At 62.5% G+C, this 22258-nt stretch carries 20 protein-coding genes; 16 read left to right on the plus strand and 4 right to left on the minus strand.

Features of this window, described 5'->3' with window-relative positions; translation table 11 throughout:
* Window positions 1-154 precede the first annotated feature (154 nt).
* The 16 genes from mraZ to lpxC all read left to right on the plus strand — a co-directional run bounded on the left by mraZ (window position 155) and on the right by lpxC (window position 18003).
* On the plus strand, window positions 155-610 hold the full coding sequence (gene mraZ, locus IB249_RS12600; protein ID WP_003205355.1) for a division/cell wall cluster transcriptional repressor MraZ: 456 nt from the start codon (window positions 155-157) through the stop codon (window positions 608-610).
* Window positions 607-1554: a 16S rRNA (cytosine(1402)-N(4))-methyltransferase RsmH gene (rsmH, locus tag IB249_RS12605; RefSeq protein WP_412548002.1), complete on the plus strand. Its 948-nt coding sequence runs from the start codon at window positions 607-609 to the stop codon at window positions 1552-1554. Before mraZ ends, rsmH begins: the two co-directional genes overlap by 4 nt.
* Window positions 1551-1844: a cell division protein FtsL gene (gene ftsL / locus IB249_RS12610; RefSeq protein WP_192305097.1), complete on the plus strand. Its 294-nt coding sequence runs from the start codon at window positions 1551-1553 to the stop codon at window positions 1842-1844. The genes rsmH and ftsL overlap by 4 nt, the downstream gene beginning before the upstream one ends.
* Window positions 1844-3583: a peptidoglycan D,D-transpeptidase FtsI family protein gene (locus tag IB249_RS12615; protein WP_192306385.1), complete on the plus strand. Its 1740-nt coding sequence runs from the start codon at window positions 1844-1846 to the stop codon at window positions 3581-3583. The genes ftsL and IB249_RS12615 overlap by 1 nt, the downstream gene beginning before the upstream one ends.
* Window positions 3583-5046, plus strand: coding sequence for a UDP-N-acetylmuramoyl-L-alanyl-D-glutamate--2,6-diaminopimelate ligase (locus IB249_RS12620; RefSeq protein ID WP_192305099.1), 1464 nt, complete (start codon window positions 3583-3585; stop codon window positions 5044-5046). The genes IB249_RS12615 and IB249_RS12620 overlap by 1 nt, the downstream gene beginning before the upstream one ends.
* Window positions 5039-6406 (plus strand): UDP-N-acetylmuramoyl-tripeptide--D-alanyl-D-alanine ligase, encoded by a 1368-nt coding sequence (locus IB249_RS12625; protein WP_192305101.1) that lies wholly within the window; start codon window positions 5039-5041, stop codon window positions 6404-6406. The genes IB249_RS12620 and IB249_RS12625 overlap by 8 nt, the downstream gene beginning before the upstream one ends.
* A complete protein-coding gene (mraY, locus tag IB249_RS12630) occupies window positions 6406-7488 on the plus strand; it encodes a phospho-N-acetylmuramoyl-pentapeptide-transferase (protein ID WP_192305103.1) in 1083 nt (360 codons plus the stop codon). Before IB249_RS12625 ends, mraY begins: the two co-directional genes overlap by 1 nt.
* Before the next feature lie 5 nt (window positions 7489-7493).
* Window positions 7494-8840, plus strand: coding sequence for a UDP-N-acetylmuramoyl-L-alanine--D-glutamate ligase (gene murD, locus IB249_RS12635; protein WP_192305105.1), 1347 nt, complete (start codon window positions 7494-7496; stop codon window positions 8838-8840).
* Window positions 8837-10054, plus strand: a complete 1218-nt coding sequence (gene ftsW, locus IB249_RS12640) for a putative lipid II flippase FtsW (protein WP_412548003.1) — start codon at window positions 8837-8839, stop codon at window positions 10052-10054. Before murD ends, ftsW begins: the two co-directional genes overlap by 4 nt.
* Window positions 10044-11114 carry an undecaprenyldiphospho-muramoylpentapeptide beta-N-acetylglucosaminyltransferase gene (gene murG / locus IB249_RS12645; RefSeq protein WP_192305107.1) on the plus strand — a complete coding sequence of 357 codons (1071 nt, stop codon included), beginning with the start codon at window positions 10044-10046 and terminating at the stop codon, window positions 11112-11114. Before ftsW ends, murG begins: the two co-directional genes overlap by 11 nt.
* Window positions 11107-12567, plus strand: coding sequence for a UDP-N-acetylmuramate--L-alanine ligase (murC, locus tag IB249_RS12650; protein ID WP_192305109.1), 1461 nt, complete (start codon window positions 11107-11109; stop codon window positions 12565-12567). Before murG ends, murC begins: the two co-directional genes overlap by 8 nt.
* Window positions 12564-13532, plus strand: a complete 969-nt coding sequence (locus IB249_RS12655) for a D-alanine--D-alanine ligase (protein ID WP_192305111.1) — start codon at window positions 12564-12566, stop codon at window positions 13530-13532. The genes murC and IB249_RS12655 overlap by 4 nt, the downstream gene beginning before the upstream one ends.
* A 4-nt stretch (window positions 13533-13536) precedes the next feature.
* Entirely contained in the window at window positions 13537-14406 is an 870-nt protein-coding gene (locus IB249_RS12660) for a cell division protein FtsQ/DivIB (RefSeq protein ID WP_192305113.1), read from the plus strand.
* 14 nt (window positions 14407-14420) lie between these two features.
* Window positions 14421-15680: a cell division protein FtsA gene (gene ftsA, locus IB249_RS12665; protein WP_047532946.1), complete on the plus strand. Its 1260-nt coding sequence runs from the start codon at window positions 14421-14423 to the stop codon at window positions 15678-15680.
* Between the two features lie 105 nt (window positions 15681-15785).
* The gene (gene ftsZ, locus IB249_RS12670) at window positions 15786-16979 is read left to right on the plus strand and encodes a cell division protein FtsZ (protein WP_192305115.1); all 1194 of its coding nucleotides are present in this window, start codon (window positions 15786-15788) and stop codon (window positions 16977-16979) included.
* Between the two features lie 112 nt (window positions 16980-17091).
* The gene (lpxC, locus tag IB249_RS12675) at window positions 17092-18003 is read left to right on the plus strand and encodes a UDP-3-O-acyl-N-acetylglucosamine deacetylase (RefSeq protein ID WP_027619572.1); all 912 of its coding nucleotides are present in this window, start codon (window positions 17092-17094) and stop codon (window positions 18001-18003) included.
* A 159-nt stretch (window positions 18004-18162) separates the two neighbouring features.
* Here the strand turns inward: lpxC and IB249_RS12680 are convergent, their stop codons facing one another.
* From IB249_RS12680 to IB249_RS12695, 4 genes are all read right to left on the minus strand, one after another.
* Entirely contained in the window at window positions 18163-19665 is a 1503-nt protein-coding gene (locus IB249_RS12680; protein ID WP_192305117.1) for a sensor domain-containing diguanylate cyclase, read from the minus strand.
* Between the two features lie 204 nt (window positions 19666-19869).
* Complete coding sequence (locus tag IB249_RS12685; RefSeq protein ID WP_192305119.1) at window positions 19870-20094, minus strand: hypothetical protein; 225 nt, start codon at window positions 20092-20094, stop codon at window positions 19870-19872.
* Between the two features lie 129 nt (window positions 20095-20223).
* Window positions 20224-21588, minus strand: coding sequence for a heavy metal sensor histidine kinase (locus IB249_RS12690; RefSeq protein ID WP_192305121.1), 1365 nt, complete (start codon window positions 21586-21588; stop codon window positions 20224-20226).
* Window positions 21581-22255 (minus strand): heavy metal response regulator transcription factor, encoded by a 675-nt coding sequence (locus tag IB249_RS12695; protein ID WP_192305123.1) that lies wholly within the window; start codon window positions 22253-22255, stop codon window positions 21581-21583. The genes IB249_RS12690 and IB249_RS12695 overlap by 8 nt, the downstream gene beginning before the upstream one ends.
* Between the last annotated feature and the right edge of the window lie 3 nt (window positions 22256-22258).

Genomic DNA, 22258 nt, shown 5'->3' on the forward strand with positions numbered 1-22258 from the left:
GATGTGCTCCTAAATCTCAGTTCTGTAAGGGTTTTCCTTTAATCCGCGCCTTGACGGTGCGGTGGCCGCATTCCTATAGTGTGCGCAAGTGGCGGAAAGTGGCATGAAGTGGGTTTTTTGAGCGCAAAACGCTAACATTTGGAGAAACGCTGACGTGTTTCGCGGAGCTAACGCTATCAGTCTCGACGCAAAGGGCCGTCTCGCCATGCCGAGCCGGTACCGTGACGAGCTCGTTTCGCGTAGTTCCGGGCAGTTGATCGTCACGATCGATGCCGTTGATCCGTGTTTATGTGTTTACCCCCTCGATGAGTGGGAAATTATTGAAACCAAACTGCGCGCACTGCCTTCGCTTCGCGAAGAGAACCGCCGCCTGCAACGTTTACTGATTGGTAATGCCGTCGACCTCGAGCTCGATGGCAGTGGTCGTTTTCTGGTGCCGCCGCGTCTTCGTGAATATGCCAAGTTGGATAAGCGCGCGATGTTGGTGGGCCAACTGAACAAGTTCCAATTGTGGGACGAGGATGCCTGGAATGCGGTTTCTGCCGCTGACCTGGCAGCTATTCAACAACCGGGCGCCATGCCCGATGAACTGCGTGATTTGATCCTGTGACTATTGATAGCGGCTTTAACCACATCACCGTACTGCTTGACGAGGCCGTCGAGGGACTCGCCGTACGTGCTGATGGCTGCTATCTGGATGGTACGTTCGGGCGCGGCGGGCACAGTCGGTTGATCCTCAGCCAGCTCGGTCCCGATGGCCGGTTGCTCGGATTCGACAAGGATCCTCAAGCGATTGCCACAGGGCAGACGCTAGCGGCCGAAGACGGCCGCTTTGTCGTTGTGCAGCGCAGCTTTGCCGAGCTCGGTTCGGAAGTGGCCGAACGCGGTCTGACCGGCAAGGTCAGCGGTGTCCTGCTCGACCTGGGCGTGTCTTCGCCACAGCTCGATGACCCTGAGCGCGGCTTCAGCTTTCTCAACGACGGTCCGCTGGACATGCGCATGGACCCGTCACGTGGCATCAGCGCCGCCGAATTCGTCAACACCGCGCCCGTGGAGGAAATCGCCCGGGTGTTCAAGGAGTACGGCGAAGAACGTTTCTCCGGACGCATGGCCCGTGCCGTGGTCGAACGTCGCGACATCAAGCCGTTCGAGCGCACCGGTGACCTGGCCGAAGTCCTGAAGGTGGCCAACCCGGCGTGGGAGAAAGGCAAGAATCCGGCGACCCGCGCCTTCCAGGGCCTGCGCATTCACGTCAATAACGAACTGGGCGATCTGGAAGCCGGCCTCGACGCCGCGCTGGAGTGCCTGGAAATCGGTGGTCGGCTGGTGGTGATCAGTTTCCATTCGCTGGAAGACCGCATCGTCAAGCTGTTCATGCGCAAGCTGGTCAAGGGTGAAGCCGACAATCTGCCGCGCAACCTGCCGGTTCGTCACGTCGCTTTCGAACCGAAAATCAAAATCCATGGCAAAGCGCAGTCCGCCTCCGAGGCCGAACTCAAAGCCAACCCACGTGCTCGCAGCGCTGTCATGCGCGTCGCGGAGAAGCTGCGGTGAGCAAGCTTTTCGCCAAGCCACTGCCCGGCGGCAGCTTCTTCATGCTGCTGCTGTTTATCGGCGTGCTCGTGTCGGCCATCGGCGTGTCTTACAGCGCGCACTGGAATCGTCAGCTATTGAACACGCTCTACAACGAGCTGAGCGTTCGTGACAAGGCGCAGGCAGAGTGGGGCCGGTTGATTCTCGAGCAGAGCACCTGGACCGCCCACAGTCGTATCGAAGTCCTGGCCACCGAACAGCTGAAGATGCACATCCCGGGCGCCGCTGACGTGCAGATGGTGGCGCCATGATGAAACTCGAAGGTGCACTCTTTCCCTGGCGCTTCCGCCTGGTGTTGGGGCTGCTCGGCGTCATGGTGGCTGCAATCTGCTGGCGCATCATCGACCTGCAGGTGGTCGACCGTGCCTTCCTCAAGGGCCAGGGCGACGCACGCAGTGTTCGTCACATTCCGATTCCGGCCCACCGTGGTCTGATCACCGACCGTAACGGCGAGCCTCTGGCCGTCAGTACGCCGGTCACCACCCTGTGGGCCAACGCCAAGGAAATGCAGCTGGCCAAAGAGAAGTGGCCGGCACTGGCGGCTGCGCTGGGGCAGGATCCGAAAGCCCTGGCTGAACGTCTCGAGGCGCAGGCCAACAAGGAATTCATTTACCTGGTGCGCGGGTTGACCCCCGAGCAGGGCCAGTCGGTGCTCGACCTGAAAGTCCCGGGCGTCTACGGCATCGAGGAGTTCCGCCGCTTCTACCCGGCGGGTGAAGTGACCGCGCACATGGTCGGCTTTACCGACATCGATGATCATGGTCGCGAAGGGGTCGAACTGGCCTACGATGAATGGCTGGCCGGCGTGCCCGGCAAGCGACAGGTCATCAAGGACCGGCGCGGGCGACTTATCAAGGATGTTCAGGTGACAAAAAACGCCAAGGCCGGCAAGCCCTTGGCGTTGTCGATTGACCTGCGCCTGCAATACCTGGCCAACCGCGAGCTGCGCAACGCGATCATCGAGAACGGCGCCAAGGCTGGCAGCCTGGTGATCATGGACGTGAAGACCGGCGAGATCCTCGCCATGGTCAACCAGCCGACCTACAACCCGAACAACCGCCGCAACCTGCAGCCGGCCATGATGCGCAACCGCGCAATGATCGACGTGTTCGAGCCGGGCTCGACCATGAAAGCGATCTCCATGAGCGCCGCCATCGAAACCGGACGCTGGAAGCCGAGCGACAGCGTAGAGGTGTACCCGGGCACATTGCAGATCGGTAAATACACCATCAAGGACGTTTCCAAGACCGAAGGTCCGGTGCTGGACATGACCGGCATCCTGATCAACTCCAGTAACGTCGGCATGAGCAAGGTCGCGTTCGATATCGGTGGTGAAACCATTTTCCGCCTGGCGCAGAAGCTCGGCCTCGGCCAGGACACAGGCCTCGGTTTCCCGGGCGAGCGCGTGGGCAACCTGCCGAACTACCGCGAATGGCGCAAGGCTGAAACGGCCACGCTGTCCTACGGCTACGGTATTTCCGTGACCGCGATCCAGCTGGTTCATGCCTTCTCGGCCCTGGCCAACAACGGTCGCCTTGCACCGCTGACCCTGATCAAGACCGACAAGGCGCCGCAGACCACGCAGGTGCTGCCGGAAAACGTCGCGAAGACCATGCAGACCATGCTGCAACAAGTGATCGAAGCCCCGCGCGGTGTGTTCCGCGCGCAGGTGCCGGCGTATCACGTGGGCGGCAAATCCGGTACTGCGCGCAAGACGTCGGTCGGTACCAAAGGCTATGCCGAAAACTCCTACCGCTCGCTGTTCGCCGGTTTCGGTCCGATGAACGACCCGCGCTACGCCATCGTGGTGGTGATCGATGAGCCGACCAAGGCCGGTTACTTCGGTGGCCTGGTGTCGGCGCCGGTGTTCAGCAAAGTGATGTCCGGGACCTTGCGCCTGATGAACATCACGCCGGACAACCTGCCGCCGGTCCAACAGGCCAATGCGGCCCCGGCCGTTCCACCGAAAGCCAATGGAGGGCGCGGCTGATGTCCCTGAGCCTGAACAAGATTTTTGCCCACGCCGGCCGCGATCTGTTGATCCGTGAGTTGACGATCGACAGTCGCAACGTGCGGGCCGGCGACCTGTTCCTGGCCGTGCCGGGCGGGCGCTTCGATGGTCGCGCGCACATTGGCGACGCCCTGCAGCGTGGCGCGGCGGCGGTGGCCTATGAAGTCGAAGGCGCGACCGTGTTGCCGATCACCGATGTGCCGTTGATTCCGGTCAAGGGATTGGCGGCGCAGCTGTCGGACATCGCCGGGCGTTTTTACGGTGACCCGAGCCGCCACCTGAACCTGGTGGGCGTGACCGGCACCAATGGCAAGACCAGCGTGACCCAACTGGTGGCCCAGGCCCTGGATCTGCTCGGCCAGCATTGCGGCATCGTCGGCACGCTGGGCACCGGTTTTTACGGCGCGCTGGAAAGCGGCCTGCACACCACGCCGAACCCGATTGCCGTCCAGGCGACCCTGGCTGACCTGAAAAAAGCAGGCGCCAAGGCCGTGGCCATGGAAGTGTCGTCCCACGGCCTGGACCAGGGGCGTGTGACCGCGTTGGCGTTTGACGTGGCGGTGATGACCAACCTGTCCCGCGACCACCTGGATTACCACGGCACCATGCAGGCCTACGGCGAAGCCAAGGCCAGGCTGTTTGCCTGGAATGACCTGAAGTGCCGCGTGGTCAATCTCGACGACGAATTCGGTCGGCAACTGGCGGGTGAAAAACGCGAGTCGCGCCTGATCACCTACAGCTTGCTGGATCGCAGCGCGTACCTGTTCTGCCGTGATGCGCAATTTGACGACGAAGGCGTGCGTGCCACGCTGGTCACGCCGCAGGGCGAGCATCATCTGCGCAGCACCTTGCTCGGTCGCTTCAACCTGAGCAACGTGCTGGCCGCGATCGGCGCCTTGCTCGGTCTCGACTACGCCCTGGATGAAATCCTCAAGGTCCTGCCGAAGCTCGAAGGCCCGGCAGGACGCATGCAGCGCCTGGGAGGCGGTACTCAGCCGCTGGTGGTGGTCGATTACGCCCACACCCCGGATGCCCTGGAAAAAGTACTGACAGCCCTGCGCCCGCACGCCAAGGGGCGGCTGCTGTGTCTGTTCGGTTGTGGCGGCGATCGCGATCGCGGCAAGCGCCCGTTGATGGCCGAGGTGGTCGAGCGTCTGGCCGACGGCGTGCTGGTTACCGATGACAATCCGCGTACCGAAGACCCGGCGGTGATCTTCGATGACATTCGTGCCGGCTTCGCCCATGCGGACAACGTGACTTTCGTCGCCGGTCGTGGCCTGGCGATTGCCCAATTGATCGCGGGCGCTTCGGCGGATGACGTGATCGTCCTGGCCGGCAAAGGCCACGAGGACTATCAGGAAATCAACGGCCAGCGCCACGACTTCTCGGATCTGGTCGAGGCCGACCGTGCCTTGACCGCGTGGGAGGTGGCCCATGCTTAAGGCCCTGAAACTGAGTGAACTGACCGTTGCATTGAATGGCCGTCTGCTCAGCGCCGATGCCAGTTTCAATGGCGTCAGCATCGACAGCCGCGCCATCAAGCCGGGCCAGTTGTTCATCGCGCTGGCCGGTCCGCGTTTCGATGGTCATGACTATTTGAACGACGTCGCGGCCAAAGGCGCCGTGGCGGCGCTGGTCGAGCGCGAAGTCGCTGACAGCAGCCTGCCGCAATTGCGGGTGGCTGATACCCGTCAGGCGCTGGGCCAACTGGGGGCGCTGAACCGTGCGGCGTTTACCCACCCGGTCGCCGCCGTTACCGGTTCCAGCGGCAAGACCACGGTCAAGGAAATGCTCGCGAGCATCCTGCGCACGCGCGGTCCGGTCCTGGCCACCCGTGGCAACCTGAATAACGACCTCGGCGTGCCGCTGACGCTGCTGGAACTGGCACCTGAGCATACGGCCGCAGTGATTGAACTGGGGGCCTCGCGCCTCGGCGAAATTGCCTACACCGTGGCCATGACCAAGCCTCATGTCGCCATCCTCAATAACGCCGGGACCGCCCACGTGGGCGAATTCGGCGGCCCGGAAAAAATTGTCGAAGCCAAGGGCGAGATCATCGAAGGGCTGGCGGCCGACGGCGTTGCCGTCCTCAATCTGGACGACAAGGCCTTCGGGATCTGGAAGACCCGTGCCGCCGGTCGCAAGGTACTGACCTTCGCCCTGGACAACACCGACGCCGATTTCCATGCCAGCGACCTGGGCCGCGACGCGCGCGGTTGCCCGTCGTTCAAGTTGCACACGCCCATGGGGGTGGAGCACGTTCAACTGAACCTGCTCGGCACCCATAACGTGGCCAATGCCATGGCGGCGGCCGCCGCTGCGCACGCCCTGGGCGTGTCGTTGTTCGGCATCGCCACCGGCCTTGGTGCGGTGCAGCCGGTCAAGGGCCGCACCGTCGCGCAATTGGCCAGCAATGGCATGCGCGTGATCGATGACACCTACAACGCGAACCCCACTTCCATGTGTGCTGCCGTTGATATACTCGCCGGCTTTTCCGGGCGCACCGTTCTGGTGCTCGGCGATATCGGCGAGCTGGGCGACTGGGCGGAGCAGGGGCACCGCGACGTGGGCGCTTATGCCCGTGGCAAGGTTTGTGCGCTGTATGCCGTGGGGCCGCTGATGGCTCACGCCGTGAAAGCGTTCGGCGAACAGGCTTATCACTTCGCCACCCAGGCTGAACTGATCAAGGCCCTCGGCGCCGAGCAAGACACCAACACCACCATTTTGATCAAGGGCTCGCGCAGCGCTGCGATGGAAAACATCGTCGCGGCTCTGTGCGGTTCCAGTCTGGAGAAACATTAATGCTGCTGCTGCTAGCGGAGTATCTGCAACAGTTCTACAAAGGCTTCGCGGTCTTCCAGTACCTGACCCTGCGCGGGATTCTCGGTGTGCTGACCGCGCTGGTCCTGTCGCTGTGCTATGGCCCGTGGATGATCCGCACCCTGCAGAACCGTCAGATCGGCCAGTCCGTGCGTAATGACGGTCCGCAGTCGCACCTCTCCAAATCCGGTACGCCGACCATGGGTGGCGCGCTGATCCTGTCGTCCATCGGCGTCAGCACCCTGTTGTGGGCCGACCTGAGCAACCGTTACGTCTGGGTGGTGTTGCTGGTGACGTTGCTGTTCGGTGCCATCGGCTGGGTCGATGACTATCGCAAGGTGATCGAGAAGAACTCCAAGGGCCTGCCGAGCCGCTGGAAGTATTTCTGGCAGTCGGTGTTTGGCCTGGCGGCGGCGATCTTCCTCTACAAGACTGCCGCGACTCCGGTCGAAACCACCCTGATCCTGCCGATGCTCAAGGACTACAGCATTGCGTTGGGGGCCGGGTTCATCGTCCTGACCTACTTCGTGATCGTCGGCTCGAGCAACGCGGTCAACCTGACCGATGGCCTCGATGGCCTGGCAATCATGCCGACCGTGATGGTCGGCGGTGGCCTGGGGATCTTCTGCTACCTGTCGGGTAACGTGAAGTTCGCCGAGTACCTGCTGATCCCCTACGTGCCGGGCGCGGGCGAGCTGATCGTATTCTGCGGCGCCCTGATTGGCGCGGGCCTCGGGTTCCTCTGGTTCAACACCTATCCAGCCCAGGTTTTCATGGGTGACGTCGGCGCACTGGCGCTGGGCGCCGCCCTGGGCACCATCGCGGTGATCGTCCGCCAGGAAATCGTCCTGTTCATCATGGGCGGCGTGTTCGTGATGGAAACCCTGTCGGTGGTCATCCAGGTGGCCTCCTTCAAGCTGACCGGGCGTCGCGTGTTCCGCATGGCGCCGATTCACCACCACTTTGAACTCAAGGGCTGGCCCGAGCCGCGTGTGATCGTCCGTTTCTGGATCATCACCGTGATTCTCGTGCTGATTGGCCTTGCCACCCTGAAGCTGAGGTAGAACGAGTGTCCCTGATCGCTTCTGACCACTTCCGCATCGTTGTCGGCCTCGGCAAGAGCGGCATGTCCCTGGTTCGCTTCCTGGCGAACCGGGGCACGTCGTTTGCCGTCGCCGATACGCGGGAAAATCCACCGGAACTGGCCACGCTCAAGCGTGACTATCCGCACGTGGAAGTGCGTTGTGGCGAGCTGGACGTGGAATTCCTGTGCCGTGCCGACGAGCTCTACGTGAGTCCCGGCCTGGCGCTGGCGACCCCGGCCCTGCAGGCCGCTGCCGCCCGTGGCGTGAAGTTGTCCGGCGACATCGAGCTGTTCGCGCGTAACGCGAAGGCGCCGATCGTGGCCATCAGCGGCTCCAATGCGAAAAGCACCGTGACCACCCTGGTCGGCGAGATGGCCGCTGCCGCAGGCAAGCGTGTCGCCGTCGGCGGCAACCTGGGCACCCCGGCGCTGGACCTGCTGAACGATGACATCGAGCTGTACGTGATGGAGCTGTCGAGTTTCCAGCTGGAAACCACCGACCAGCTCAACGCCGAAGTGGCGACCGTGCTCAACATCAGCGAAGACCACATGGACCGCTACAGCGGTCTGCCGGCCTATCACCTGGCCAAGCACCGGATCTTCCGTGGCGCCCGGCAGTTCGTGGTCAACCGTCAGGACGCCTTGAGCCGCCCGTTGATGGGTGAAGGCCAGCCGTGCTGGACCTTCGGGCTGGGCAAACCCGATTTCAAGGCTTTCGGTATCCGCGAAGAGAACGGCGAGAAATACCTGGCCTTCGAATTCCAGAACCTGATGCCAGTGCGCGAATTGAAGATTCGCGGTGCCCACAACCAGTCCAACGCTCTGGCAGCCCTGGCCCTGGGGCATGCGGTCGGCCTGCCATTCGACGCCATGCTCTCGAGCCTGCGCACCTTCGCCGGCCTCGAGCATCGTTGCCAGTGGGTGCGTGACCTGGACGGCGTGAGCTACTACAACGATTCCAAGGCCACCAACGTGGGTGCCGCACTGGCGGCCATCGAGGGCCTGGGTGCAGACATCGACGGCAAGCTGGTATTGATCGCCGGTGGCGACGGCAAGGGTGCCGAGTTCAAGGACCTGCGCGACCCGGTGGCCGCGAACTGCCGCGCCGTCATTTTGATGGGCCGCGACAGCGACAAGATTGGCGCGGCCATCGGCGAGGCGGTGCAGCAGATTCGGGTCGACTCGCTGCTCGAAGCCGTGGCGCAGTGCCGCGCCGTGGCGCAACCGGGCGACGCCGTGTTGCTGTCGCCGGCCTGTGCCAGTTTCGACATGTTCAAGAATTACGAAGACCGTGGTCACCAGTTCGTCCAAGCCGTGGAGGATCTGGCATGAGTCTGCTGAACATCATCAAGCCGTACCCTTCGCCGATCATCACCGGGCGCGGTATCGACCTCGATTTCCCGATGCTCGCCGGTTGCCTGGCGTTGCTTGGGCTCGGGCTGGTCATGATTGCCTCGGCCTCGACCGAAGTGGCGGCGGTGCAATCGGGCAGCGCCCTGTACTACATGATCCGCCACCTGATTTACGTGGCGCTGGGCCTGGGGGCCTGCGTGGTCACCATGATGATTCCGATCGCCACCTGGCAACGCCTGGGCTGGATGATGCTCATTGGTGCCTTCGGTTTGCTGGTGATGGTGATCATCCCGGGGATCGGCCGTGAAGTGAACGGCTCGATGCGCTGGATCGGCTTCAGCTTTTTCAACGTGCAGCCTTCCGAGATCGCCAAGGTGTTCGTGGTGATCTACCTCGCCGGTTATCTGGTGCGTCGCCAGAAAGAAGTGCGCGAGAGCTGGATGGGCTTCTTCAAGCCGTTCATCGTGCTGCTGCCGATGGCCGGCCTGCTGCTGATGGAGCCGGACTTCGGCGCCACCGTCGTGATGATGGGGGCGGCGGCGGCTATGTTGTTCCTCGGTGGCGTCGGGCTGTTCCGTTTCTCGCTGATGGTGGTCCTGGCCGTCGCGGCGGTGGTGTTGCTGATCCAGGTGCAGCCTTATCGAATGGCGCGCCTGACCAACTTTGCCGACCCGTGGGCCGACCAGTTCGGTGCCGGCTATCAATTGTCCCAGGCCTTGATCGCGTTTGGTCGCGGGGAGTGGCTGGGGGTCGGCCTGGGCAACAGCGTGCAGAAACAGTTCTACCTGCCGGAAGCGCATACCGACTTCGTGTTCTCGGTCCTGGCCGAAGAGCTGGGCGCCGTCGGCTCCCTGTGCACCGTGGCGCTGTTCGTGTTCGTCTGTGTCCGCGGCATGTACATCGGCTACTGGGCCGAGAAGGCCAAGCAGTTCTTCGCCGCCTACATCGCTTATGGCCTGTCGTTCCTGTGGATTGGTCAGTTCCTGATCAACATCGGTGTGAACGTCGGCCTGCTGCCGACCAAGGGCCTGACCTTGCCGTTCCTCAGTTATGGCGGCAGTTCGCTGGTGATCTGCTGCGCCTGTCTGGGCTTGTTGCTGCGCATCGAGTGGGAGAGTCGAACCCACTTGGGCAGCGAAGAGATGGAGTTCCATGAGAGCGACTTCGCCGAGGAGCCGAGCCATGGGCGCTAACGTGCTGATCATGGCGGGCGGCACCGGGGGCCATGTGTTCCCGGCGCTGGCCTGTGCCCGTGAGTTCCAGGTGCGCGGCTACACCGTGCACTGGCTCGGGACACCGCGCGGCATCGAAAACGATCTGGTGCCGATGGCCGGCATCGAACTGCATCGCATCAATGCCAGCGGTCTGCGCGGCAAGGGCAAGTTGTCCCTGCTCAAGGCGCCGTTGATGTTGCTCAAGTCGATCTGGCAGGCGCGCACGATCATTCGCCGGTTACGACCGGTGTGCGTGGTCGGCTTTGGCGGTTATGTGACCGGTCCCGGTGGTGTCGCGGCCAAACTGGCCGGTGTGCCGGTGATCGTTCACGAACAGAACGCCGTGGCCGGTACCGCCAATCGGTTGCTGGTGCCGTTGGCCGCCCGAGTCTGTGAAGCGTTCCCCGACACCTTTACCCTGTCGGACAGCCGACGGACCACCGGTAATCCGGTGCGCCCGGAGCTGTTCCTCGATACACAGCGACCTGCCCTGGCAGGTCGCAAGGCGCGTTTGCTGATCCTGGGCGGAAGCCTGGGCGCAGAGCCGTTGAACAAGTTGCTGCCTGAAGCCCTGGCGCAAGTCGCTCCCGACCTGCGCCCGGACGTGTTCCATCAGGCCGGCAAAAACCACGATGAAGTGACTGCAGAGCGCTATCGCGCGGCTGGCGTCGAGGCGCAAGTGCAGCCTTTCATCAAAGACATGGCCCAAGCCTATGGCTGGGCCGACCTGGTGGTGTGCCGCGCAGGCGCATTGACCATCAGTGAACTGGCCGCCGCCGGTCTGCCCTCGATGCTGGTGCCCTTGCCCCACGCGATCGACGATCACCAGACCCGCAACGCCGATTATTTGGCCCGTGAAGGCGCTGCCTTCCTGATGCCGCAAAGAACGACTGGCGCAGCGGATCTTGCCGCACGCCTGACAGAGGTTTTGATGCAGCCACAACGACTCACCGACATGGCGACCGCAGCACGTCGCCTGGCCAAACCCGATGCCACGCGCAATGTGGTCGATACCTGCCTGGAGGTGGCCCATGGTTGAGAATCAGAAAGCCATGCCACAACCGGAGATGCGCCGCATCCGCCGTATCCACTTCGTCGGGATCGGCGGCGTGGGCATGTGCGGTATCGCCGAAGTGTTGCTGAACCTGGGCTATCAAGTGTCCGGTTCCGACCTGAAAGCTTCGCCGGTGACCGAGCGCCTGGAATCCTTCGGCGCCCAGATCTACATCGGCCACCGCGCCGAAAACGCCGCCGCCGCTGACGTGCTGGTGGTCTCGAGTGCCGTGAACACCTCCAACCCGGAAGTCGCCACCGCACTGGAGCGGCGCATTCCCGTGGTGCCGCGTGCCGAAATGCTCGCCGAGCTGATGCGTTATCGCCACGGCATCGCCGTCGCCGGTACCCACGGCAAAACCACCACCACCAGCCTGATCGCCTCGGTGTTTGCCGCCGGTGGCCTGGACCCGACCTTCGTCATCGGTGGCCGCCTGAACGCCGCGGGCACCAACGCCCAACTGGGCACCAGCCGCTACCTGATCGCCGAGGCCGATGAAAGCGACGCCAGTTTCCTGCACCTGCAGCCGCTGGTGGCCGTGGTCACCAACATCGACGCCGACCACATGGCGACCTACGACGGCGACTTCAACAAACTGAAGAAAACCTTCGTCGAATTCCTGCACAACCTGCCGTTCTACGGTCTGGCCGTGGTGTGCCTGGACGATCCCGTGGTGCGTGAAATCCTGCCGCAGGTCAAGCGTCCGGCAGTGACCTACGGCTTCGGCGATGACTGCGACGTGCGTGCGATCAATGTGCGCCAGCAGGGCATGCAGACCTTCTTCACGGTACTGCGCCCGGATCGCGAGCCGTTGGACGTCTCGGTGAACATGCCGGGCAACCACAACGTGCTGAACGCACTGGCGACCATTTGCATCGCCACCGACGAAGGCGTCAGCGATGAAGCCATCGTCCAGGGCCTGTCCGGGTTCCAGGGTGTCGGTCGCCGCTTCCAGGTCTACGGCGAACTGCCGGTCGAAGGCGGCAACGTGATGCTGGTGGACGATTACGGTCACCACCCGACCGAAGTCGCGGCGGTGATCAAGGCCGTTCGCGGTGGCTGGCCGGAGCGCCGACTGGTGATGGTCTACCAGCCGCACCGCTACAGCCGTACGCGCGACCTGTACGACGATTTCGTCAATGTCCTGGCCGACGCCAACGTGCTGCTGCTGATGGAAGTGTACCCGGCGGGCGAAGAGCCGATCCCGGGGGCTGACAGCCGCAAGCTGTGCAACAGCATCCGGCAACGCGGCCAGCTCGACCCGATCTATATCGAGCGCGGTGTCGACCTTGCGCCAGTGGTCAAGCCGCTGTTGCGTGCCGGCGACATCCTGCTGTGCCAGGGTGCCGGTGATGTGGGGGGGCTTGCCCCCAGCTTGTTGAAGAGTCCGTTGTTCACCGGTGCCGTGGCGGCATCGGTCGAGGGGAAGTTGAAATGACTGCTGCCTACGCCAACCTCGTCTCCACGATCGCGCCGAAGGATTTCGGCCGCGTCGCCGTGCTGTTCGGCGGCAAGAGTGCCGAGCGTGAGGTGTCCCTGAAGTCGGGCAATGCCGTTCTCCAGGCGCTGCAAAGCGCGGGCGTGGATGCGTTCGGCCTCGACGTCGGTGACGATCTTTTGCAGCGTCTGCAGAGCGAAAAAATCGACCGCGCCTTCATCATCCTCCACGGTCGTGGCGGTGAAGACGGCAGCATGCAGGGCCTGCTGGAATGCCTGGGCATTCCGTACACCGGCAGTGGCATCCTCGCGTCGGCCCTGGCCATGGACAAGCTGCGTACCAAGCAGGTCTGGCACAGCCTCGGCATTCCGACGCCGCGCCACGCCGTACTGCGTTGCGAGGCCGATTGTATTTCGGCGGCGACGGAACTGGGCTTTCCTTTGATCGTCAAACCGGCTCATGAAGGTTCAAGTATCGGTATGGCCAAAGTGAGCTCCGCGTCCGAATTGATCGACGCCTGGAAAGCGGCCAGTACCTACGATTCGCAAGTGTTGGTCGAGCAATGGATTCAAGGTCCGGAGTTCACCATCGCCACGCTGCGTGACCAGGTGTTGCCACCGATTGCCCTGGGGACGACGCACAGTTTCTACGACTACGACGCCAAGTACATCGCCAACGATACCCAGTATCGGATTCCGTGCGGGCTGGACAGCACCAAGGAAAAGGAACTGATGGACCTCACGGCGAAAGCCTGTGAGGCGCTGGGTATCGCCGGTTGGGGCAGGGCAGACGTGATGCAGGATGCGGACGGCCAGTTCTGGTTCCTTGAAGTCAACACCGCACCGGGCATGACCGATCACAGCCTGGTGCCGATGGCGGCCCGTGCCGCCGGCCTGGATTTCCAGCAACTGGTTCTGACCATCCTGGCGGCAAGCATTGCCAGCAACGAAGAGCCGCGAGGGTAAGACCATGCGAGGCGCTCAGCTCAGACATCAGCCCCCACCCGCACCCGGCCGCAAGCCGGTGCCACGGGGTGCCAGCCGAATGGTGGCCAAGGAGCCGATGTCCGCGCGCCTGCCGAAAGCCAATTTCGGCTTTCTCAAGGCCCTGTTCTGGCCGGTGCTGCTGGTGGGGCTGGGCTTCGGTACTTATGAAGGTGCGCAGCGTCTGTTGCCGTACGCCGACCGGCCGATCACCAAGGTCGCGGTGCAGGGCGACCTGAGTTACATCAGCCAGCAAGCGGTGCAGCAGCGGATCGCCCCCTACGTGGCCTCTAGCTTCTTCACCATCGACCTGGCGAGCATGCGCACCGAGCTGGAACAGATGCCCTGGATCGCCCACGCCGAGGTGCGTCGGGTGTGGCCGGATCAAGTGGTGATTCGCCTGGAAGAGCAATTGCCGGTGGCCCGTTGGGGCGATGAATCGCTGTTGAACAACCAGGGACAGGCGTTCACCCCGCGTGAACTGGCGAACTACGAACACCTGCCACAGCTGTTCGGCCCACAGCGGGCCCAGCAGCAAGTAATGCAGCAATACCAGGTGCTGAGCCAGATGCTCAGGCCGCTGGGCTTCTCGATTGCGCGCCTGGAGTTGCGTGAACGGGGCAGCTGGTTCCTGACCACCGGTGCCGGCAGTTCGGGCCCGGGGATCGAACTGCTGTTGGGCCGTGGCAACCAGGTGGAAAAGATGCGCCGCTTCATTGCCATCTACGACAAGACGCTTAAAGAACAGATTACGAACATCGCGAGTATCGATCTGCGCTACGCCAACGGCCTTGCCGTCGGCTGGCGGGAACCGGTAGCGCCTACGACAGCCGAACCCGCTGTCGCGAAGAATTAAGAGAGGCAGGACCCATGGCAAACGTGCAAAGCGGCAAAATGATCGTCGGTCTCGATATCGGCACCTCCAAGGTGGTGGCGCTGGTCGGTGAGGTCGCGGACGACGGCACGCTGGAAATCGTCGGGATCGGCACTCATCCGTCCCGCGGCCTGAAGAAAGGCGTGGTGGTGAACATCGAGTCCACCGTGCAGTCGATCCAGCGCGCCATCGAAGAAGCGCAGCTGATGGCCGGTTGCCGGATCCATTCGGCGTTCGTTGGCGTGGCCGGCAACCACATCCGCAGCCTGAACTCCCATGGCATCGTCGCCATTCGTGATCGCGAAGTCAGCTCCGCCGACCTCGAGCGCGTGCTCGACGCCGCCCAGGCCGTGGCGATTCCGGCGGACCAGCGCGTGCTGCACACACTGCCGCAGGATTACGTGATCGATAACCAGGAAGGCGTCCGCGAGCCCCTGGGCATGTCCGGCGTGCGCCTGGAAGCCAAGGTCCACGTGGTCACCTGCGCGGTCAACGCGGCACAGAACATTGAAAAATGCGTGCGTCGCTGCGGCCTGGAAATCGACGACATCATTCTCGAGCAACTGGCGTCCGCGTACTCGGTACTGACCGACGACGAGAAAGAACTGGGCGTGTGCCTGGTGGACATTGGCGGTGGCACCACGGACATCGCGATCTTCACCGAAGGCGCGATCCGCCATACCGCAGTGATCCCGATTGCCGGCGATCAGGTGACCAACGACATCGCGATGGCGTTGCGCACCCCGACCCAGTACGCCGAAGAAATCAAGATCCGCTATGCCTGCGCCCTGGCCAAGCTGGCCGGCGCCGGTGAAACCATCAAGGTGCCAAGCGTGGGCGACCGTCCGCCGCGCGAGCTGTCCCGCCAGGCCCTGGCCGAAGTGGTCGAGCCGCGTTACGACGAGCTGTTCACGCTGATCCAGGCCGAGCTGCGTCGCAGCGGCTACGAAGACCTGATCCCGGCAGGCATCGTGCTGACCGGCGGAACGTCGAAAATGGAAGGCGCCACCGAGCTGGCCGAGGAAATCTTCCACATGCCGGTGCGCCTGGGCGTGCCCCATGGCGTGAAAGGCCTGGATGACGTGGTGCGCAACCCGATCTATTCCACGGGCGTCGGCCTGTTGATGTACGGCCTGCAGAAGCAGTCCGACGGGATTTCGTTCTCGGGCATCGGCAGCCGCGACAGCTACAGCAACGAAGAGCCCAAGGGTGCCCTGCTCGATCGCATCAAGAGCTGGGTACAAGGCAACTTTTAAAGGCGCCTCAGGCCACCGGCCTGAAGCGGCAAGAGCAAGCAGCAACAGCGTCACGCAGTAAAAGCAGTAGGCGAGAAAAACTAGAGAACGTAAAGGAGAGGGAAAATGTTCGAACTCGTAGACAACGTCCCCGCAAGCCCGGTCATCAAGGTCATCGGTGTTGGCGGAGGTGGCGGCAACGCCGTCAATCATATGGTCAAGAGCAACATTGAAGGCGTTGAGTTCATCTGCGCCAACACTGATGCCCAGGCGCTGAAAAGCATCAGCGCGCGGACCATCCTGCAACTGGGTACCGGCGTGACCAAAGGTCTGGGCGCGGGTGCCAATCCAGAAGTGGGGCGTCAGGCCGCTCTCGAAGACCGTGAGCGCATTGCCGAAGTCCTGCAGGGCACCAACATGGTGTTCATCACCACGGGCATGGGCGGTGGTACCGGTACCGGTGCTGCGCCGATCATTGCCGAAGTGGCCAAGGAAATGGGGATTCTCACCGTTGCGGTGGTGACCCGTCCGTTCCCGTTCGAAGGCCGCAAGCGTATGCAACTGGCCGACGAAGGCATTCGTCTGCTGTCCGAAAGCGTCGACTCGTTGATCACCATTCCCAACGAGAAGCTGCTGACCATCCTGGGCAAGGACGCAAGCCTGCTGTCGGCTTTCGCCAAGGCTGACGATGTACTGGCCGGTGCCGTTCGCGGTATCTCCGACATCATCAAGCGTCCGGGCATGATCAACGTCGACTTTGCCGACGTGCGTACCGTGATGAGCGAAATGGGCATGGCGATGATGGGCACTGGCTGTGCCAGCGGTCCGAACCGTGCACGCGAGGCCACTGAAGCGGCCATTCGCAACCCGTTGCTCGAAGACGTGAACCTGCAAGGTGCACGCGGCATCCTGGTGAACATTACCGCCGGTCCTGACCTGTCCCTGGGTGAGTACTCCGACGTGGGTAGCATCATCGAAGCCTTCGCTTCCGAGCACGCCATGGTCAAGGTCGGTACCGTGATCGATCCGGACATGCGCGATGAGCTGCACGTGACCGTGGTGGCCACCGGTCTGGGCGCGAAAATCGAGAAGCCTGTGAAGGTCATCGACAACACCGTTCACACTTCCCTGGCATCGCAACCGCAAGCAGCGGCCCCCGCTCGTCAGGAAGCGCCTGCGGTGAACTACCGTGACCTGGACCGTCCGACCGTCATGCGCAACCAGGCCCAGGCCGGTGCTGCGACTGCCGCGAAGATGAATCCGCAGGATGATCTGGACTACCTGGACATCCCGGCATTCCTGCGTCGTCAGGCCGATTGATGGAATGTATCAGGGCTATGAAGGTGATTGGTGTTCAGCAAAGGCGTGGTCTGCTATCATCGCCAGCCTTTGTTGATACCAGTTCGCAATTTGCGCTGAAGCGGCCCAAGCCATGATTAAACAACGCACACTGAAAAATATTATCCGTGCCACAGGTGTTGGTCTGCACTCCGGCGAGAAGGTCTACCTGACCCTCAAGCCTGCACCGATCGACACCGGCATCGTCTTTCGCCGTGCCGACCTCGATCCCGTGGTCGAGATCCCGGCTCGTGCAGCCAACGTCGGCGAGACAACCATGTCGACGACGCTGGTCAACGGTGACGTGAAAGTGGATACGGTTGAGCACTTGCTCTCGGCCATGGCTGGCCTGGGCATCGATAACGCCTACGTCGAGCTCTCCGCGTCCGAAGTCCCGATCATGGATGGTAGCGCTGGACCCTTCGTATTTCTGATTCAATCGGCTGGCCTGGAAGAACAGGACGCTGCCAAGAAATTCATCCGCATCCTGCGGGAAGTGACAGTGGAAGACGGCGACAAGCGCGCCACTTTCGTCCCTTTCGAAGGTTTCAAGGTGAGTTTCGAGATCGATTTCGATCACCCGGTTTTCCGTGACCGCACACAAAGTGCAAGCGTGGATTTTTCCAGCACTTCGTTCGTAAAAGAAGTCAGCCGCGCCCGCACCTTTGGTTTCATGAGTGACATCGAGTACCTGCGCAAGCACAACCTCGCACTCGGCGGCAGCGTGGAAAACGCGATCGTGGTCGACGCGGATGGTGTACTGAACGAAGACGGTCTTCGCTACGAAGACGAATTCGTGAAGCACAAGATCCTCGATGCAATTGGTGACCTCTACCTGCTGGGCAATAGCCTGATTGGTGAGTTCAAGGGCTTCAAGTCCGGCCATGCACTGAACAACCAGCTGCTGCGCAAGTTGATTGAGCAGACAGATGCCTGGGAAGTCGTGACGTTCGAAGACGCCAGCACCGCACCAATCTCTTACATGCGCCCTGTTGCGGCGGTGTAAGTAAAAAACCTCTCTAGTTTTTTAAAGGCTGCCTTCGGGTGGCCTTTTTTTATGCCTGCAGATTCGTGGTTGGCTGCCCGGCCCCTTCGCGAGCAGGGGCACTCGGTCAACGGTGGGCGCGAGCCTGCTCGCGAAGGGCCCGTCGTCACATCGACGCTTTCAAAGCCCGACCACCACCCGATTGCGCCCGCTGTCCTTGGCTTTGTACAGCGCCTTGTCTGCCGCGAACAACAGCTGCTCCAGGCTGCCATTGGTGGCCGTGGTCCAGGTACTGATCCCGATGCTGACCGTGACGGGCGCCGCGACTCCCGCCTCGAACGGCAGTAGCTCCACGGCCTGGCGAATGTGTTCGGCGATCTGGTGCGCGCCCGCGCTGTCGGTTTCCGCCAGTACCACCGAAAACTCCTCCCCGCCATAGCGGGCGACCAGGTCCGCCGGTCGCCGTACATTCTCGCCGATCACCTTGGCCAGCACGCGCAGTGCATCATCGCCGGCCTGGTGGCCATGTTGGTCGTTGAACGCCTTGAAGTGGTCGGCGTCGATCATCAGCAGCGACAGGGGCTTGCCCGAGCGCTGGGCACGAAACCATTCGTGGCGCAGGGTCTGGTCGAGCATACGGCGGTTGGCGACGCCGGTCAGGGCATCGGTGGCGGCCAGTTGCGCCAGTTCCTGCTCGGCAAGGTGGCGCAAGCGCAGTTCCCGGCAGAGCAGACCGGTGAGCCAGAGCAGGCCAATGCACAACACGCCCGTGGCGCCGCTGATCACCAGTGCCGTGCGTTTCCAGGCGGCGAATACATCGTTGCCGGATAGCGCGACGATGACCGTCAGTGGCAGGTTGCCGACCCTGGAAAAGGTGTACAGGCGTTGCTGTTGATCGATGCTGGAGGTGCTGTCGAAGCTGCCGTTGCGCTCACGCAGGATGCGCTGCACGTTGGGGCGATCGGCGAAGCTTCTGCCGATCGGGTCGGTTTCCAGGTGAGGCTTCTGCGCCAGCAGGACGCCGTCGTCGCTGATGATGGACAGGATGCCCCCCTCGCCGATGTCGAGGCTCTTGAACAGCTGATCGAAATAACCCAGGCGCATCGAGGCCGTGGCGACACCGAGAAACTCACCGCTGGACGAGGAGATGCGCCGGCTGAAGCTGATCCGCCACCTGCCATTGTCTTCGCACTCGCAGCGTGACTTGAACGGCTTGCTGATGAACATGCCGCTGTCAGGGTGGGTGGCATGCGCGAGGAAGTCATCGCGATCGGCGAAATTGGCGGGGAGGGGGTCGATTCGCGACGAGTCGGCCAACACCTTGCCATGGGCGTCCAGCAACAGGATGTCACCCTTGAAGCGTGCCGTGGTGGAGCGGTCGAACAATGCCAGATGGCGGATCTGCGGCGAAACCTGCTTCAGGTCGTCCCGTTGCGAGGCGGCAATCAGTCCTTGCAGGGTCAGGTCGTAGAGTTCGACCGTGCGCAGGACATCGGCGTCGATCAGTTGTGCAATCGTGGTCGCACCGCGGGTGGCCGCCTGCTGGGTGCCGGCGTGTTCGCGAATCAGCAGGAAGGTCACGATGGCTATGATGGCAATGACCGTCAGGCAGCTGCCGAGCATCGCCAGGATCTCGGGCCGTCCGGTAGTGCCTGAAGGATTGGAGGGACGGCGTACGGTCATGGGGCTGAAGTCTGCGGGGATGACAAAGTAAGCGTAGCCCCATCCCTGCCCACCGCGAGCATTCGAGCGAGCTCCGACAGGATTTAATTGCGTCAGCTGCAATAAACGCCAAAAAAAAGCCGCTGAAGGCAGCGGCTTTGAAGACAACTTTTCAACGGGAAGAGCCGGGGAAAAGTGTCGAGGGAAACAAGGCGGTAGCAGCGATCAGCTGTCTTTCCCGACCCGTGGCTGGGCCTGGACAGTCGATGCCTGAGGGGTTTGCGCGGCGTCTGCGGCCTTGGCCGTCATTTCGCTCTGATATTCCTCGAAGGCCGCAGCGCGTGCGGCGTTGTGCGCAGCGAACGTCTGCGACTCTTCCGCCATGACGAACGGCGAGGCGAACAGGGAAGACAAAACGAAAGCGCTGGCAATACCCATACTGTTGGACATCTTTAAAACCTTCTTGCTTGGCAAGTGCTGTTTGGTGCGGGCAAAGATAAGGGGCTTTGGAGAGGGGAAAAAGAGCGGATTAATGAAATGACTGTTGCACGAAAGGCAATAGTCAAAGAGGCGGAGGGCTCAGACGGGGAGGTGAATACCGAACGTATTCATGCCGTGATCGCTGCGCACGAACACATCGCCGCCGTGCATCAATGCGATTGCCTTGACGATCGCCAGCCCCAATCCGTGGTTGTTGCCGCTGTTGCTGCGAGACGCGTCGACGCGGTAAAAGCGCTCGAACAACCGAGGCAGGTGTTCGCTGGCAATCGGTGATCCAGGGTTGGCCACGCCGATGCTGACCTGATGTTCCCCGACCTCGATCCGGACCTCGATCACCTGACCGGGTTCGGTGTGCTGCACCGCGTTGCTGAGCAGGTTGATCAGCGCCCGGCGCAAGTGCGCAATCTCTATTTGCACTTGTGCATCGCCCCTGACCTGCACCTGAACCTGCGCGTCCTCGAGGATGAAATCCAGGTACTCCAGAGTCGTCGCCACCTCGTCCGCCAGTGAGGTGCTGGTCAGTTTGGTGGCCTTGCTGCCCTGGTCGGCGCTGGCGAGAAACAGCATGTCGTTGATGATCGACCGCAGGCGCTCAAGCTCTTCGAGGTTCGATTGCAGCACTTCGAAATAGTGTTCCGCCGAGCGTCCGCGGGTCAGTGCCACTTGGGTCTGGCCGATCAGGTTGGTCAGCGGCGAGCGCAGTTCGTGGGCGACGTCGGCGTTGAACGACTCCAGCCGCGAGTACGCTTGCTCGACCCGTTCCAGCGTGGAGTTGAACGAATTGACGAACTGATCGAGCTCCGGCGGCAGCGACGACAGGCGCAAGCGCCCGGAACGCAACGGCGGCGCCAGGCGCTGGGCTTCGTCGGACAACTTGATCAGCGGCTTGAGGCCGATCCGCGCCACCCAGTAACCCAGCGCCGAGGCCAGCAGCACGCCGACGATCGCCAGGCTGATCAGGGCCACCAGCAAATGATGCTGGGTCTGGGAAAACGTTTCGGTGTCGACGCCGATCATGAAGCGAAGCGGCGGGCGCTGGTCCTTGGCCGGGAACTGGCTGACCAGCACTTTGAGCGGGTAGGGCTGGTCGGGCAGCTGCAAGTCACGCATGCCCAGCGGCCCTTCGGCGAAGGCGCGGATCTGCGGCGTCAAGTGGCCATATTCGTAGCGGGGATCACCGCTGATGATCCAGAAACTGATGCGCTTGTCTTCTTCGCCCAGCAGCTTGAGCTTGTTGTTGATCTTCGCCCAGTGCTCCGGCGTGCCGTAGCGGCCGACGGTGGATTCCAGCACGCTGTAGCGCGCGTCCAGTTCGGCTTCGGGCAACAGGCCCAGGCCCTTGTCGACCTGCTGGTACAGGGCCCCGCCAATCAGCAGGAACACCAGGAGCGCCACCAGCGTGAACATGCCGCTCAGGCGCAAGGCGATGGAGTTGCTAAACACCACGGCTCTCCAGCACATAACCCATGCCTCGGATCGTGTGCAGCAGTTTCTCGTCGAACGGCCCGTCGATCTTGGCGCGCAGGCGTTTGATCGCGACTTCGACGACGTTGGCATCGCTGTCGAAATTGATGTCCCAGACCATTTCCGCAATCGCCGTTTTCGAGAGGATTTCCCCTTGTCGGCGGGCCAGCACGCTGAGCAGCGAGAACTCCTTGGCGGTCAGGTCCAGGCGCGTGCCGGCGCGGGTCGCCTTGCGGCTGATCAGGTCGATCCACAGGTCGGCGATGCTCACCTGCACCGGCTCATGACCGCCGCTGCGCCGGGTCAGGGCTTGCAGGCGCGCCACCAGTTCGAGAAAGGAAAACGGTTTGCCCAGGTAATCGTCGGCACCGTCGCGCAGGCCCTTGATGCGGTCTTCCACCCGTTCGCGTGCGGTGAGCATGATCACCGGCGTCTGTTTGCGAGCCCGCAACGCGCGCAAGACGCCAAAGCCGTCGAGGCCTGGCAACATCACGTCGAGGACGATCACCGCGTAGTCGCTTTCCAGGGCCAGGTGCAGACCTTCCACGCCATCGCGTGCCAGGTCCACGGTGTAACCCTGTTCGGTCAGGCCACGGTGCAGATAGTCTGCGGTTTTTTCTTCGTCTTCGATAATCAGGACACGCATGAC

Source organism: Pseudomonas sp. PDM04, from assembly GCF_014851765.1.
In the GTDB taxonomy this organism is placed as follows: domain Bacteria; phylum Pseudomonadota; class Gammaproteobacteria; order Pseudomonadales; family Pseudomonadaceae; genus Aquipseudomonas.